Source organism: Streptomyces hygroscopicus subsp. hygroscopicus (genome assembly GCF_001553455.1).
Classification (GTDB): domain Bacteria; phylum Actinomycetota; class Actinomycetes; order Streptomycetales; family Streptomycetaceae; genus Streptomyces; species Streptomyces hygroscopicus.
Genome location: NZ_BBOX01000462.1, coordinates 1 through 14,308 on the forward strand (window position 1 = coordinate 1; position 14,308 = coordinate 14,308).

Annotated in this window: 10 protein-coding genes and 3 pseudogenes; 7 read left to right on the forward strand and 6 right to left on the reverse strand. The window is 72.4% G+C overall.

Translation table 11 applies throughout. The annotated features are described in order from the left end of the window. A pseudogene (locus tag AXW62_RS35960) lies at positions 1-251 on the forward strand (protein phosphatase 2C domain-containing protein); the annotation flags it as partial. 101 nt (positions 252-352) lie between these two features. Next, positions 353-2,095 carry a pyruvate dehydrogenase gene (locus AXW62_RS35965; RefSeq protein WP_060948107.1) on the forward strand — a complete coding sequence of 581 codons (1,743 nt, stop codon included), beginning with the start codon at positions 353-355 and terminating at the stop codon, positions 2,093-2,095. Positions 2,096-2,174: 79 nt separating this feature from the next. Here AXW62_RS35965 and AXW62_RS35970 read toward each other — a convergent pair whose 3' ends face one another. Further along, complete coding sequence (locus AXW62_RS35970) at positions 2,175-2,558, reverse strand: ASCH domain-containing protein (RefSeq protein WP_060948108.1); 384 nt, start codon at positions 2,556-2,558, stop codon at positions 2,175-2,177. After that, positions 2,555-4,132: an NsdA family TPR-like regulatory protein gene (locus AXW62_RS35975; RefSeq protein WP_252368856.1), complete on the reverse strand. Its 1,578-nt coding sequence runs from the start codon at positions 4,130-4,132 to the stop codon at positions 2,555-2,557. Before AXW62_RS35975 ends, AXW62_RS35970 begins: the two co-directional genes overlap by 4 nt. A 339-nt stretch (positions 4,133-4,471) precedes the next feature. Here AXW62_RS35975 and AXW62_RS35980 point away from each other — a divergent pair, with 339 nt between their 5' ends. The 3 genes and pseudogenes from AXW62_RS35980 to AXW62_RS46410 all read left to right on the forward strand — a co-directional run. Continuing rightward, entirely contained in the window at positions 4,472-4,951 is a 480-nt protein-coding gene (locus tag AXW62_RS35980; protein WP_211282518.1) for an RpiB/LacA/LacB family sugar-phosphate isomerase, read from the forward strand. An 85-nt stretch (positions 4,952-5,036) separates the two neighbouring features. Next, positions 5,037-5,177 (forward strand): annotated as a pseudogene (locus AXW62_RS46405) (DegT/DnrJ/EryC1/StrS family aminotransferase); the annotation flags it as partial. A gap of 49 nt (positions 5,178-5,226) precedes the next feature. Beyond that, positions 5,227-5,517, forward strand: a pseudogene (locus tag AXW62_RS46410) (glycosyltransferase family 2 protein); the annotation flags it as partial. Between the two features lie 30 nt (positions 5,518-5,547). Here the strand turns inward: AXW62_RS46410 and AXW62_RS35985 are convergent. Then, complete coding sequence (locus AXW62_RS35985; protein WP_060948110.1) at positions 5,548-8,676, reverse strand: alpha-mannosidase; 3,129 nt, start codon at positions 8,674-8,676, stop codon at positions 5,548-5,550. A 244-nt stretch (positions 8,677-8,920) separates the two neighbouring features. Here AXW62_RS35985 and AXW62_RS35990 point away from each other — a divergent pair, with 244 nt between their 5' ends. Then, positions 8,921-9,337 carry an ATP-binding protein gene (locus tag AXW62_RS35990; protein WP_252368857.1) on the forward strand — a complete coding sequence of 139 codons (417 nt, stop codon included), beginning with the start codon at positions 8,921-8,923 and terminating at the stop codon, positions 9,335-9,337. Positions 9,338-9,437: 100 nt separating this feature from the next. Here the strand turns inward: AXW62_RS35990 and AXW62_RS35995 are convergent, their stop codons facing one another. Beyond that, positions 9,438-10,592, reverse strand: coding sequence for a DUF2637 domain-containing protein (locus tag AXW62_RS35995; RefSeq protein WP_030834595.1), 1,155 nt, complete (start codon positions 10,590-10,592; stop codon positions 9,438-9,440). 346 nt (positions 10,593-10,938) lie between these two features. Between AXW62_RS35995 and AXW62_RS36000 the strand changes: the two genes are divergently transcribed. Beyond that, positions 10,939-11,625 carry a GntR family transcriptional regulator gene (locus AXW62_RS36000; RefSeq protein WP_060948112.1) on the forward strand — a complete coding sequence of 229 codons (687 nt, stop codon included), beginning with the start codon at positions 10,939-10,941 and terminating at the stop codon, positions 11,623-11,625. 168 nt (positions 11,626-11,793) lie between these two features. Here AXW62_RS36000 and AXW62_RS36005 read toward each other — a convergent pair whose 3' ends face one another. Next, positions 11,794-12,606 (reverse strand): hypothetical protein, encoded by an 813-nt coding sequence (locus AXW62_RS36005; RefSeq protein WP_370682961.1) that lies wholly within the window; start codon positions 12,604-12,606, stop codon positions 11,794-11,796. A gap of 202 nt (positions 12,607-12,808) precedes the next feature. Then, positions 12,809-14,308 (reverse strand): PucR family transcriptional regulator (locus AXW62_RS46415; protein ID WP_252368858.1); only part of this gene is annotated, 1,500 nt, incomplete at its 5' end.

Genomic DNA, 14,308 nt, shown 5'->3' on the forward strand with positions numbered 1-14,308 from the left:
CCTCTACCTCCGTCCCCTCCCCCGCCCCCTTCCGTTTCCGCGCCTCCGTCGCCCGACCGGGCGACACCCTTTTGCTGTGCAGCGCGGGCCTCGCCGACCCCCTGCGCGGCGAGGCTGCCCTCGCCGACCACTTGGCCGAACGCTGGGGCGCGGCGGAGCCACCGGGCCTCTCCGCGTTCCTCGCCGACGCCCAGACCGGGGTGAAGGGATACGCGGACGACCGTACGGCGGTCGCCGTCTGGGAGGCGTAAGCGCGCCGTCCGTGGGTTGATGGACAGAGGTGACGGACAAGCGTCATCCATCCATCGATACGGGACGAATCGGCACGGGACGAAAGGGACGAGGGCGCGCGATGGCCAAGCGGACGGTGGCGGAGCAATACGTGGACATCCTGGTGCGCACCGGTGTGCGGCGGCTGTACGGAGTGGTCGGCGACAGCCTCAACCCCGTGGTGGACGCGGTCCGCCGCAACGCCGCCATCGACTGGATCCAGGTGCGGCACGAGGAGACCGCCGCCTTCGCCGCCGGCGCCGAGGCGCAGCTCACCGGGACCCTCGCCGCCTGTGCGGGCTCCTGCGGACCGGGGCATGTCCACCTGATCAACGGTCTCTACGACGCCCACCGCTCGATGGCCCCGGTCCTCGCCCTCGCCTCGCACATCCCCAGCAGCGAGATCGGCACCAGCTACTTCCAGGAGACCCACCCCGAGCGGCTGTTCCAGGAGTGCAGCCACTACTGCGAGCTGATCTCTCACCCCCAGCAGATGCCCCGCGTCCTGCAGACCGCCGTCCAGTACGCGGTCGGCCGCAGCGGGGTCAGCGTGGTGGCCCTCCCCGGCGACATCGCCTCCCGCCCGGCGCCCGAGCGCGCCGAGGAGCACGCCCTGGTGACCTCCCGGCCCACCGTGCGCCCCGGCGACGAGGAGATCGACCGGCTCGCCCGCATGGTCAACGCGGCGGAGCGGGTGACGCTCTTCTGCGGCAGGGGCTGCGCCGGGGCGCACGAGGAGGTGATGGCCTTCGCCGAGCTGCTGAAGGCGCCCGTGGGGCACGCCCTGCGCGGCAAGGAGTGGATCCAGTACGACAACCCGTACGACGTCGGCATGAGCGGTCTGCTCGGCTACGGCGCGGCGTACGAGGCGACCCACGAATGCGATCTGCTGATCCTGCTGGGCACCGACTTCCCGTACGGCGCGTTCCTGCCCGCCGATGTGCGGACCGTGCAGGTGGACGTCCGCGCCGAGCATCTGGGCCGCCGCTCCAAGCTGGACCTGGCCGTGTGGGGCGACGTCCGGGAGACGCTGCGCTGTCTGACGCCGAAGGTGGACCCGAAGACCGACCGCCGCTTCCTGGACCGGATGCTCAGGAAGCACGCGGACGCGCTGGAGGGCGTGGTCAAGGCGTACACCCGGAGGGTCGACCGGCATATCCCGATCCACCCGGAGTACGTGGCCTCGGTGCTGGACGAGGAGGCCGCCGACGACGCGGTCTTCACCGTGGACACCGGGATGTGCAACGTGTGGGCGGCCCGCTATCTGTCCCCCAACGGCCGCCGCCGGATGATCGGCTCCTTCACCCACGGCTCGATGGCCAACGCGCTGCCGCAGGCGATCGGCGCCCAGTTCCTGGACCGCCGCCGCCAGGTGATCTCGATGTCCGGGGACGGCGGATTCACCATGCTGATGGGCGACTTCCTCACCCTCGTCCAGTACGACCTGCCGGTGAAGGTGATCCTGTTCAACAACTCCGCGCTGAGCATGGTCGAACTCGAGATGCTGGTCGCGGGCCTGCCCTCGTACGGCACCGGCTACCGCAACCCCGACTTCGCCCGGATCGCCCGCGCCGCCGGGGTGTACGGCGAGCGGGTGGAGAAACCCAAAAACCTGCGGTCCGCGCTGCGTGCCGCCCTGCGCCACAAGGGCCCCGCGCTCCTGGACATCGTCACGGACCCCAACGCGCTGTCCATCCCGCCGAAGATCAAGGCGGAGATGGTGACCGGCTTCGCCCTCTCGGCCAGCAAGATGGTGCTGGCGGGGGGCGTCGGCAAGATGGTCCAGATGGCCCGCTCCAACCTCCGCCACGTACCGCGCCCCTGACGCCCGCCGAAGCCCTGACGCCCGCCGCGCCCCTGACGCCCGCCGAGGCCCTGTGCCGCCGGGCCCAGCGGCGCGCGGCTCAGCCGCTGGTTTCCACGAGGGCGAGATGGAGGGCGAAGACGCCGAGGGCTTCCTTCTCGCGGGGATAGATGTCGCGGATCGCGGCCATGAGTTCGTCGTGGCCCAGGTCCGGCCCGCCGATCGCGCCGGGGTCCTCGGCGTCCAGCATCGCGGGGAACGACTCGTACTGCCGTACGGCGGTGACGCGGGTGATCAAGGTGTCGTCGCCGCAGGTGATCCGCAGGGTGTCCCCTGTGGTGATCTTGCGGATCTTGGGGTAGCCGACGCGAACCTCGATGGTCTTATCGCCGCTGGCGATCAGGTCGTAGTAGGGCTTGCGGATGGTGAGGGAGTGCTCGACGGGCTGCTGGTCGTCGGTCACCTGGGTCTCCTTCGTGTTCATGCTCCTGGGCCTGCTGCCAGTAGAGATCGGCGAGCATCCGCGTCGAGGGCGGCGAGGCGGTCGCGCAGACCCTCGACCTCGGGTCGGCGGGGATAGCGGCGGGTGAGGAAGGAGGTGAGGTCGCCGGCCCGGTGCCGGACGGAATCGACCACGCGGGTGGAGCCGAGGGCCTGGTGCCCGAGGGCGACGGCGTCCTCGGGGGCGCCGGACAGGGCATGGGCCATGGCCAAGTCGATACGGGCGATGGCCTCCCGACTTGGAGACCGGGACGCCTTCGGGGCCGCCTTGTAGGTGGCCAGTGCGCGTTCGGCGTGTTGGCGGGCCTCCTCGGCTTGGCCGAGCCAGATGAAGGAGGTCGCCGGGTACGAGGTGAGCGCGTAATCCGCCAGTGGCATCACGTCCATGCCGAATCGGCGAGGTGGGCAGGTCGGCAGGGACCGATGAGCGTCCTCGGCAGCGTGGAATGCGGTGGTGAAGCCTTCTGCGTCGCCGTCGGCTGCGGCGGCGCGAGCGGCTTGGGCATGCAGCCGCACTGTCAGCGGATGTCTGGCCGGGGCCTCAGCGAGGCCCTGGGCGACCGCGAGGCGGGCCTTGTGGGGATGGTGTCCGTACAGGTTGATGGAGGCGGCGGCGTCCATTGCCCATGCGCACAGCTGACCGTGTCCGGCCTCCTGGCCGTGGACCAACGCGTCGGTGGCGAAAGCCAGACCGGTGCGGGCGTCCCCGAGATCGTGGGCGAGCCATGCCAAGAGCTCGGACAGCCACCCGGCGAACGTCAGCAGTTCGCGTTCCTGACGGTGGGTGTGGGGGGCCTTCAACAGGCGGTCGACCTTTCGCCGATAGTCCATCACCGCGTCGAAGACGGCCCGGGGTGGCTTGAGCGAGTAGGCGCGGTTGAACTCGGTGATCGCGAGGTCGAGGTGGTCCAGGGTTCCCGAGCCGAGCGAGGTGGCCTCCGCCTGCCGGGTGAACTCCATGGCTTCGGCGGCGGCCTGCTCCAGGACCTGTGCTGCGGCAACCGGGGCGGCCATGGCCAGTCCGGCAAGTTTCACCGCGTCGCGACGCTTCGTTGGCTCCACCTCCATCAGGGTCCGCGAGCCCGCGCTCGTGCTCGCCGCTTTTCCTTCGAGCAGTGTTCCATCCAGACCGCTTCCGCTCCCAAGGGGGCTGCTCCCATCAGCTGCGGTCGGTGAGTAGTCGCGGGCGAAGCCCAATTGCACGGGGTTCGTGGCGAAGAGACGGCACAGCAGGTCTTGGTAGTCGGGGCTGGGCAGGACACCCGCCTCCCAGTCCTTCCACGAACGCTCGGACAAACCGACCTTGGCGAGCCCTCTGGTTTCGACGAGTTGGTGGGCGGCGGCGACAGCTCGGGCGACTGTCCATCCCTGCGCCAGGCGGCGGCACTTGAGGGGGCGGTGGCCACAGTGGGCCTCGATCTCGGCGGAGATCGTCGTCATCAGGGTCGGCGGCACGGGGACGGGGGAGCCCGCCCGGCCCAGAGCCCGTTCGCGGAGGGCCTTCCCGCAGGAGACGTCGTGGACCGCTTTCGACTTCTGCCTCGCCTCAGATCCCACTGTTTTCCTCCCCCACAGGCACAGGGCGACGTCGGATAGCCGTCAGTACTGTCCAACGACTGCCTGCCTGCCTTGGCACGCGATCAAACCGCCCCGTAAGGGGCGGGCTGGACGCCCGCTGCAGGCGGCCGCACCGCCCATGGAAGGCAGACACCTCTCACTACCTGCGGCAACGCGAGCGGATCACTCTGATGTGACGGCGCCGCGTCCGGCCGACGGACCCTGGACGTCAGTCGGTTCCCCCGAGGGTGAGGTCAGGGGCATCCGGCCGGACGCGTCGCGCTCACAACGGCTACACCCGACACCCCAGGCGCAGGAGGACCCATGAGTGATAGGACCATGCCGCCCAGCCTCCGTGTGGCGATCGGAGCCGACAGAGCCGGCCGACAGTACATGAGCGTCCTCCGCGACGACTTGCGCCAAAACGCAGGCGTTACCTCTGTCATCAACACCAGCGGGGACCACCCCGACGCCGCCACCTATCCGGTCATCGCCTGCGAGGCGGCGCGCCTGGTGGTCGAGGGCATCGTCGACCGGGCGCTCCTGGTGTGCCATACCGGCCTCGGCATGGCCATCGCCGCAAACAAGGTCCCGGGCATTCGCGCTGTCACCGCCCATGACTCGCTGTCCGTGCGGGCCTCCGTGGAGTCCAACAACGCCCAGATCCTCGCTCTCGGCCAGGGCGTCATCGGCCTCGCAGCTGCGCGCCGACTGGTGGCCGAATGGCTGACCTACCGGTTTGAGGCCCCCTCCACGGCTGCCGCGAAGGTCGACGCGATCACCGCGTATGAGAACCGCACCCGCCGCCATCTGCTCTGACGACCGAGAGACGCAACGAATGCCCACCAATCCCACCACCGTCCCCCGTTCCACTGCCGCCCTACGCTGGCCAGTCGAGCCGGCCATGGGTGGTTGGTACACGGCCGCCGAGCGCACGGCCGTTGAGTTCGTGTTCGACGATGCCGCCGACTGGCGCACGGGGTGGAAATCCGCCCCGTACACCCAGCGCTTCGAGGACGCCTTCAGCGCACATACCGGCGCCGACCACGCCGTGACGTTCAACTCCGGCGGTACCGCGCTCGAGATGGTCTTGCGTCATCGTTCATCACCCGGCGACCACCCCGGCCCGGCATGCCGCCTTCTACCGCCTCAACGCCCGCAACCGCGTCTGGCTCGCCAGGCGGAACCTCCCCCGGGTTCTCATCCCCTTCAACCTCGCCACCTGGCTCGCTCTGACCCTGTGGCGGTTCCGCGACCGCGCGGCCCTCCGCGCTTCCCTGAGCGGGCTACGCGAAGGGCTGCGCGGGGGGCACGGCACCCGGGCGCCGATGAGCTGGCGGACGGTCGTCGAGCTGACTCGCTCTGGACGACCGCCCGTCGTGTAGCCGTCAGGCCGCAGCCTCGGCCTCAGCCCTTCACCGCACCGGCCGCAGCCGCAGCGTGAGGATCTGGTGCGGGCGCAGCGCCAGGGTCAGGCCGGCCGGGCCCGTGGCCGCCTCGTGCATGGGGCGCTCCAGCAGGTCCGTCACGTCCGCGCCCAGCACCGGGAAGCCGGTCACCAGCGTGCCCGCCGCCCGGCCGCCCTGGGATTCGTACAGCCGCACCACCACATCGCCGCTGCGGTCCTCGGCGAGCTTGACCGACTCGATGGTGATCGCGGGGTTGTCCACCGACACCAGGGGCGCCCGCTCGGCCGGTCCGGCGGGCAGGGCGCGCAGCGGCAGGTTGAGGGCGAGGCCCTCGGCGACCGCCTCGGCGACGCCCGCGCCCGGCAGCAGCGCGTAGCGGAAGCGGTGGACGCCCAGGTCGGTCTCCGGGTCGGGGCTGTGCGGGGCGCGCAGCAGGGTGAGCCGCACGGTGGTGCCCAGCACCTCGCCCCCGTCCGTGGCATGCGCCGTACGGGTCACATCGTGGCCGTAGGTGGAGTCGTTGAGCACCGCCGCCCCGTAGCCGGGTTCGGCCACCCGCAGCCAGCGGTGGGCGCAGATCTCGAACCGGGCCGCGTCCCAGCTGGTGTTGGTGTGGGTGGCACGGTCCACATGGCCGAACTGGATCTCCGCGGTGGACACCTGGGCGTGGACGTCCAGCGGGAACGCCGCCTTGAGGACCTTCTCGGACTCCTGCCAGTCCACCTCCGTGGCGATGTCGAGGCGGCGGTTGCCCGCGGTCAGCGTCAGCTCCTGGGTGATGCGGGAGGCGCCGAAGGACCGTATGACCCGGACCGTGGCGCGCAGCGGACCCGACTCGATCAGTTCGACGGACTCGGCGTCGGTCAGGTCGGTGTGGGTGCGGCGGTAGTGCCGGTCGATGTCCCAGGCGTCCCAGTGGTTGGGGTGGTCGGGGTGGAGCTGGAGGAGGTTGCCGCGAGTGCCCGGGACCAGCACCTCACGGCTCGCGTCCAGGTCCAGTACCGAGGTGAGCAGGCCGTCGGCGTCGACGGTCACCCGCAGCCGGTCGTTGTCGAGGACGATGGACCGGCCGTCGCTCAGCGCGGTCACCGGCGGCGCGCCCTGGGGTGCGGCGCCGAGCGGTGCCGCGCCCAGCCCGGCGACCCGCACCGCGACCGCCGTACGGCCGTCGCCGAGCGGCTGGGCCGGGGCCCCGGGCGGCAGCGCGGCGGCGGTCTCCGCGTCCAGGACGGCGACCTCCTCGCGCTCGTACGGCGAGGCGTTGAGCACGGCGGGCCCGTCGCCGCCCAGCGCGGCCACCGCCTCCGCCACGATCGCCGTCAGCTCGGCGCGTACCGCCTCATAGGTGTCCCGCGCCTCGCGGTGCACCCAGGCGATCGACGAGCCGGGCAGGATGTCGTGGAACTGGTGCAGCAGCACCGTCTTCCAGATCCGGTCCAGCGCGTCGTAGGGATAGGCGTATCCGGGCGCGTGCAGCGCGGCGGCCGTGGCCCACAGCTCGGCCTCCCGCAGCAGGTGCTCGCTGCGCCGGTTGCCCTGCTTGGTCTTGGCCTGGGTGGTGTACGTGGCCCGGTGCAGCTCCAGGTACAGCTCGCCCGACCACACCGGCGCCTTGGCCCCGTACTCCCGCTCGGCCTCCGCGAAGAACGTCGAGGGTGGCTCGATCTGGACGGTCGGCGAGCCCTCCAGGGAGGCCAGCCGCCGCGCCTTCTCCAGCATCTCCCGGGTCGGGCCGCCACCGCCGTCGCCGTAGCCGAAGGGCACCAGCGAGCGGGTCGCCAGCCCCTTGTCGGCGAAGTTGCGCTCGGCGTGGGCGAGTTCGGACGCCTTGAACTCGGCGTTGTAGGTGTCCACCGGCGGGAAGTGGGTGAAGACCCGGGTGCCGTCGATGCCCTCCCACCAGAAGGTGTGGTGCGGCATCTTGTTGGACTGGTTCCACGACAGCTTCTGGGTGAGGAACCACTTCACCCCCGCCAACGCGGCGAGCTGCGGGAAGGCGGCCGTGTAGCCGAAGGAGTCCGGCAGCCAGATCTCCTGGGTGTCCACCCCCAGCTCCTCCAGGAAGAACCGCTTGCCGTGCACGATCTGCCGGGCCAGCGCCTCTCCGCCGGGCATGTTGGCGTCCGACTCGACCCACATGGAGCCCACCGGGGCCCAGTTCCCGTCCGTCACCGCCTTTTTGATGCGCTCCCAGATGTGCGGCTGGTGCTCCTTGACCCAGGCGTACTGCTGCGCCTGGGAACAGGCGAAGACCAGCTCCGGGTAGTCACTTGCGAGCGCGGTGACGTTGGCGAAGGTGCGGGACGCCTTGCGCACCGTCTCGCGCAGCGGCCACAGCCACGCCGAGTCGATATGGGCGTGTCCGGCCGCCGAGAGCCGGTGGGCGCTGGCGTGCGCGGGGCGGCTGAGCACCTCGGTCAGCTCGGCGCGGGCGGCGGCCGCGGTGGCGGGGACGTCGTGCAGATCGAGCGCGTCCAGCGCGTTCTCCAGGGCGCGCAGGATCTCGTGGCGGCGCGGCCGGTCCTCCGGCAGCTCGCGCATCAGCTCGGACAGCACCTCGATGTCCAGGACCAGATGCCAGACGGTCTCGTCGAGAACGGCCAGCTCCGCGGAGGCGAAACGGTACAGCGGGCGGTCCCCGGCGGTCAGCACGTCGCCGAGCCGGGTCGGGGTGAAGCCGTCGCGCAGCACGGAGGGGTTGGCGGCGGCCTCCAGCAGCAGGTGGACCGGCTCGCCACCGGCCGCGGGGGCCGCGACCGGGACATGGCGGTTGCGCGGATGGATGCCCTTGACCGGCACCCCCTCCGCGTCGTACACCAGCCCCTCGGCCTGGAACCCCGGTCCGTCGTCGGTGAAGCCCGGGTCGATGACGGCCTCCACCCGCCGCCCCGCCCACGCCTCGGGCACCGTGCCCTCCAGCCGGAACCACCAGGTCGACCACGGACTGCCCCAGTCCGTGCCGGTGGTGAACGGCTCGTACGCGCCGGCCAGCGCCTCCGCGACCGGCACCGGCTCACCGGGCGCGCGCCACGCGGACAGGGCCAGCGGCACCCGGGCCGGGTACTGGGCGGGCCTGATGTACTGGCGCAGCGCGCGGTCCAGGCGCGCCTCCACCAGTGGTCGGTCGTCGTGCATGACGGCTCCTCGGCTCGGGCTCAGTGGATCACTCAGCGGATCACTCCCAACATTTCCCTCGGTGTGTGGGCGGCAACACGCGGGCATGCATTTCCGTGAGCGTGTTCGACGACATTCGACGCTGGCCGCCGTCAGGGGGCGGCCGGGGCGGGGGAGGATGAAGCGTCAGTCTGTACGGTCGGCCCGGGTGCACGCGGGGCGCGGCCGGCCGGATGCGGGGGCGAAGGCTGCGGAGGCTGTTCCAGTGGATCGTGGCCCGGTCCTGACCAGGCGATTGGCGCCCGGTGACCTCGCGGCGGTCGCGCGGGTCCGCGCGGAGTTGCGCGAGGTGCTGCGGCACTGGGGCGCGCCCGGCCGGGCCGGTCTCGCCGAACTGCTCACCAGCGAACTGGTGACGAACGCGCTGGTGCACACCGACCGCGGCGCCCAGGTCACGGCCTCACTGGGGGACGGGCCGGGCGCACGCGTCACCGGACGATTACGGGTGGAGGTGCGGGACTTCGTGTCCCGGCACCCGACGCTGCGCGACCGGCCCGCCGAGGACAGCACGTCCGGGCGCGGACTGCTGCTGGTGCATACGCTCGCCGACGCCTGGGGCGTGCGGGCGCACGGGGTGGGCAAGGTCCTGTGGTTCGAACTCGGTGCCGAAGTCGTTCCGTAGCCGCGCTCCACGGCCCCGGGGACGCGCTCCGCGGACGGGGAGGCGTCACGGACCCGCCGAGCGGCGGGCGAGGGCACGGGCCCCCGCCCTGGCCGCCCGCTCAGCCGAAGGCGCGCTCGATCTGCGCCAGCTTCTCCTCGAGGGAGTCCAGCCGCGGGATGGTGAGGGTGTCGTCCTCGGCCGTGAGATCGATGGTGCGGGGACGGTCGGCCTCGGCGTCCTTGTCCTTCTCACCGAAGCCGAAGCTGAAATCCCGCTCGCGCTCCTTGCCCTGGTCCAGCTCGCCGGTCGCGGCGCCGGCCGCGTCCGCGGACCGCAGGGCGGGCCGGGCCGAGGCGGCTGCCAGCCGCGCCTGCTCGGGGGCCCCGGAGGGCTCCAGCGCCTTCTCGCCTATGGCAGGCTCCGAACCGAGCTGCGCGGGCGGCGGGGTGGCGGCGGTGACCTCCACCTGACGGCCCCCACGCCGGCCCCACATCCGGTGCTGCCGGTTGATCGCCCGGAGCCGGGCCCGGTCCAGCTTCTCCTGCTCGCGCCGGCGGACGCGGTCGTTCTCCTTCTCGCGCCGGTCCTCGCGGACCTCCTCGACCGCCTCGTCCAGCGTCCGCACGCCCTCGAGCAGCATCAGCGACCACGCGGCGAAGGTCTCACGCGGCGCGCGCAGCCAGCGGACCACGCGGATCTGCGGCAGCGGCCGCGGCACCAGGCCCTGCTCGCGCAGCGCCGCCCGGCGGGTCTGCTTCAGCGCCCGGTCGAAGAGGACCGCCGCCGAGAGCGACATGCCCGCGAAGAACTGCGGGGCGCCCGCGTGGCCCATGCCGCGCGGCGCGTGCACCCAGTTGAACCAGGCCGCCGCACCCGCGAACAGCCACACCAGCATCCGCGAGCCGAGCGCCGCGTCACCGTGGCTGGCCTCCCGCACCGCCAGCACCGAGCAGAACATCGCCGCGCCGTCGAGCCCGAACGGCACCAGGTACTCCCAGCCGTTGGTCAGCGCCAGGTTCTCCCGCCCGAAGCCCACCAGGCCCTGGAAGGAGAGCGCGGCGGCCACGCCGGCACAGCAGAACAGCAGAACATAGGAGGCCATCCCGTAGATGGCCTCCTTACGGCGCCGACGCTCCTCGCTGCGCTCCCAGGAGTCGGTGGTGACGTTCTCATCCTTCTTACGTCGGCCGCGCGCGAGGACAACCGCCGCCCCCACGACGCCGGCGAGCGCCACGACGACTGGCAGGACCAGCGATATGTCGGTCAGTCTCATCCGGTGCCCCTTGATTGGCTTTCATGAAGTTCTGGCCGCAGTGCGGCCTACCGCGCGCGACATCCTGGCGGAATCCTGCCGGGCCTCGAGCGGTTTTGGGACAAGAGGCCGCCAAGTGGGCGGGGGGACACGCGGTGAGGTGCGTTACGGTCCGAACGCTCGCGCTGTGCAAGCGGCTTGATTCTATTCACGGAACCCGATCGCGGGTAATCCGACCGATCGGCATGCCTGTGGGCGTACGGTCGTGTACGAGGCGCAACGTTGCCGCGACCTTAAATGCCGTTTACAGGCTTTGCCCGGGGGCGGCCTCCGCATATCGTTTCGATGGGATGTCAGGAGGACCGGAGTGGAGCAGTCCGAAGCACGGGCGGCGGTGCGGCCGCTGCCCTCCGGTGTGCCCGCGGCACGCAGGTCCCCGCGCCGCCATTCGGTGCGCGGCCAGATCCTGGACGCCCTGCGGGACGCGCTGGCCGGCGGTGAGCTGATCCCGGGCGAGGTGTACTCCGCCCCGGTCCTCGCCGAACGCTTCGGCGTCTCCCCCACCCCCGTACGGGAGGCCATGCAGCAGCTCGCGGGCGAGGGAGCCGTCGAGGTGGTGCCCAACCGGGGCTTCCGGGTCTCCCGCCGCAGCGAGCGCGAGCTGGCCGAACTCGCCGAGGTACGGGCGCTGTTGGAGGTTCCGGTGATGCTCAGCCTGGCGGAGGCGATCGCGCCCGAGCGCTGGGCCGGGCTGCGGCCGTTCGCCGAAGCGACGGCGGTGGCCGCCGCGAAGGGCGACCGGGCCGCCTATCTGGAGTCGGACCGCACCTTCCACCAGACCGTCCTCGGTTTGGCCGGAAACCAGCAGCTCGTGATCGTCGCCGACGATCTGCACCGCCGCGCCCAGTGGCCGCTGGCCTGCGGCCGGGTCACCCGCACCGCCGACCTCGTCGCCGACGCGGAGGAGCACATGGCGCTGCTCGACGCCCTGACCGCCCGCGACCTCGACACGGTCGAGTCCCTCACCAGGGCCCACTTCGCCCCTACGGTCTGACCGGCCCGGGGCCTGCGGTGGGCCCCGCGCCTGCGGTGGGGCGGGTCTGTGGTGGGCTGGGTCTGTGGTGGGGCGGTCGTCCGCCGGTGCGCGTGGTGGTGGGGCGGCGCGGCCGGTGGGTCCGGGCGCCGCCCCGGCTGGTGCCGGGGAGTGCGGGGGAGCGGCGAGTCAGTCGAGGGGATCCACCGGGGCCAGCTGTTCCGCGAGCCAGACGGGGACACCACCCAGCAGCCGCACCAGGCGGGCCGCCTCGGTGCGCAGGCGGGTGGCCTCCTCCGGGTCGGGTTCGACATCGGCCAGGGCGGCCAGCGCCGGGGCGATGCCGACCAGGTAGCCCAGCTCCTCACGGATCCGCAGCGACTCCGCGAAGCCGTGCCGCGCGTCGGGCAGATCGCCGTCCGCCTCCGCCATGGCGGCCAGGTGCCGCCAGGTGAACGAGCGCAGCAGGGTGTCTCCGTGGGCCGCCGCGCCCGCGTGGGCGCGCTGGAAGGCGGTCAAGGCACCGGTCGGGTTGTGGGCGAGGTGCTGGGAGATCAGCCCGCGCCGGAAGTCCAGCAGCGGCCGGATCGGGGAGTCCGGTGAGAGCAGCGCGGCGGCGCGGCCGAGCGCGGTCCGCGCCTCGTCGGCCCGGTCCCGCACCCCGAGCAGCGTGGACGCGTACGCCAGATAGCCCCGTTCGCACGCGGTCGCGCCCCGCTCGGTGTCGGTGAGCGCGAGCGCCTCCGCCGCCCGCAGGGCGTCCTCGGCCGCGTCCCAGCCGGCGGAGGTGTACATGCAGCGTTCGATCAGCACGGCGCTGCGCCTGAGCGCGGCCGAGGCGTCGTCCGCCGCCCGGGGGGTGAGCAGTTCCGCGGCGTCCTTCCAGCAGCCGCGCGAACGCAGCCGCCACACCGCCGTGTCGAGTGGGTCCTCCACCAGCGGGTCGTGCCCGCGCCCCGCCCGTACCTCGGAGTGAGAATCTGACGATCCAGGTGGTGACATGGCGGTGTCCGCCACATTGCCCTCCCCAAGCGCGCCATCGAGCCGGAAGCCGTGGGCGAATCTCAGCATGAATGCGCGCGCCCGGCCAAGAGGTTGGTGTGAATGAATTCACAAACCCCTGGCGAGAGTGATGTCGCCGTGGTGCGCGGGATGTGTCCGGATAGCGCCCCCGAAACGTGCCCCAAGGGCGCGTCCCCGCGGGTCAGCTCATGCGCAGGGCGAGGAAGAAGTCCAGTTTGTCTTCCAGGCGTGAGAGTTCACGTCCCGTCAGCTGCTCGATCCGGCCGATCCGGTAGCGCAGCGTGTTGACGTGCAGATGCAGCCGGGCGGCGCAACGCGTCCAGGAGCCGTCGCACTCCAGGAACGCCTCCAGGGTCGGGATCAGCTCGGCCCGATGGCGCCGGTCGTACGCGCGCAGCGGGTCCAGCAGCCGGGCGGTGAAGGCGCGCCGCACATCGTCCGGGACGAAGGGGAGCAGCAGGACGTGCGAGGCCAGCTCCTGGTGCCCGGCCGCGCAGACCCGGCCGGGGCGTGCGGCGGCGACGCGCCGGGCGTGCCGGGCCTCCTCCAGGGCGCCGCGCAGCCCGTCGGCGGAGGGGACGGCGGCGCTGACGCCGAGGGTCAGCCGGCCGTCGCCGTCCAGACCGCGGGCGAGCGGCTCGCGGATGGCGGCGAGCAGCGCGTCGGCCCGCAGCCCCTCCGCCTGGTCCGTACCGCCGTCCGGCGGCCCGTCGGTGAGCGCCGGGAGGGGGACGAGCGCGACCGCCTCGTCGCCGGTGTGCGCCACGGCGATCCGGTCCGAGGGCTCCGGTCCGGACGCCCACGGATCGACCAGGATCTCCTCCAGCAGCGACTGGGCGACCCGGCCGCCCTCCTGGAAGCCCTGGCTCCACGGCCCCCCGCCCTGGCTGCCCCCGCCTCGGGTGCCCTGGTCCTGGCCGCCTTGGCCGCCCTGGGTGCCTTGGACGCCTTGCTCCTCGCCGCCCTGGCTGCCCTGGACACCCTGGTCCTGGATGCCCTGGATGCCCTGGATGCCCTGGTCCTGGGCTCGCTCGCTCCGGGCGCCCCCGCCCTGGGCATTCCTGTCCTGGACGTCCCTCCCCGGGACGTCTCTGCCCTGGACGTTCCCGCCGCGGGCGTCTCTGCCCTGGGCGTCCCTGCCCTGGGCACCCCCGCCCCGGGCGTTCTCGCTCTGGATGACCTGACCAGGAGCGCCCGCTCCCTGGAGCCCCCGGTCCTGGAGCCCTCGGCCTTGGAGCCCTCCGCCCTGGAGCCTCCCGCCCTGGGCGCCGCCGTCCGCGTCGCCCTCCCGGACCGCGGTGGCGTCCCACTCCACCCGGGCCACCACCACCTGCCAGTGCGGCGCGGTCCCGAGCCCCGGCACCAGCACCGGCGCGGCCACCCGCAGCCGGGCGGCGATCTCGGCGGGCGGCGCGCCCGTCTGGATCAGCTCCAGCACCTCCTGGGCGAGCCTGCGCCGCACCGTGCGGGACGCGTCCCGCCGGTCGCGCTCGACGGCGATCAGCTGGGTGACCCCGTACAGCAGGTCAAGCCGTTCTTCCGGCCATTCGTCGGCGTCCGCGCCGACCGCCAGCAGCCAGTCGGACAGCACGGTCTCGCGCACGTCGTCCCCGGCGTCCCCGCTGCGGATGGGGAAGAGGGAGTACGTCACGCCGTCCGCGCCGGTCACCCGGTGCGGGCC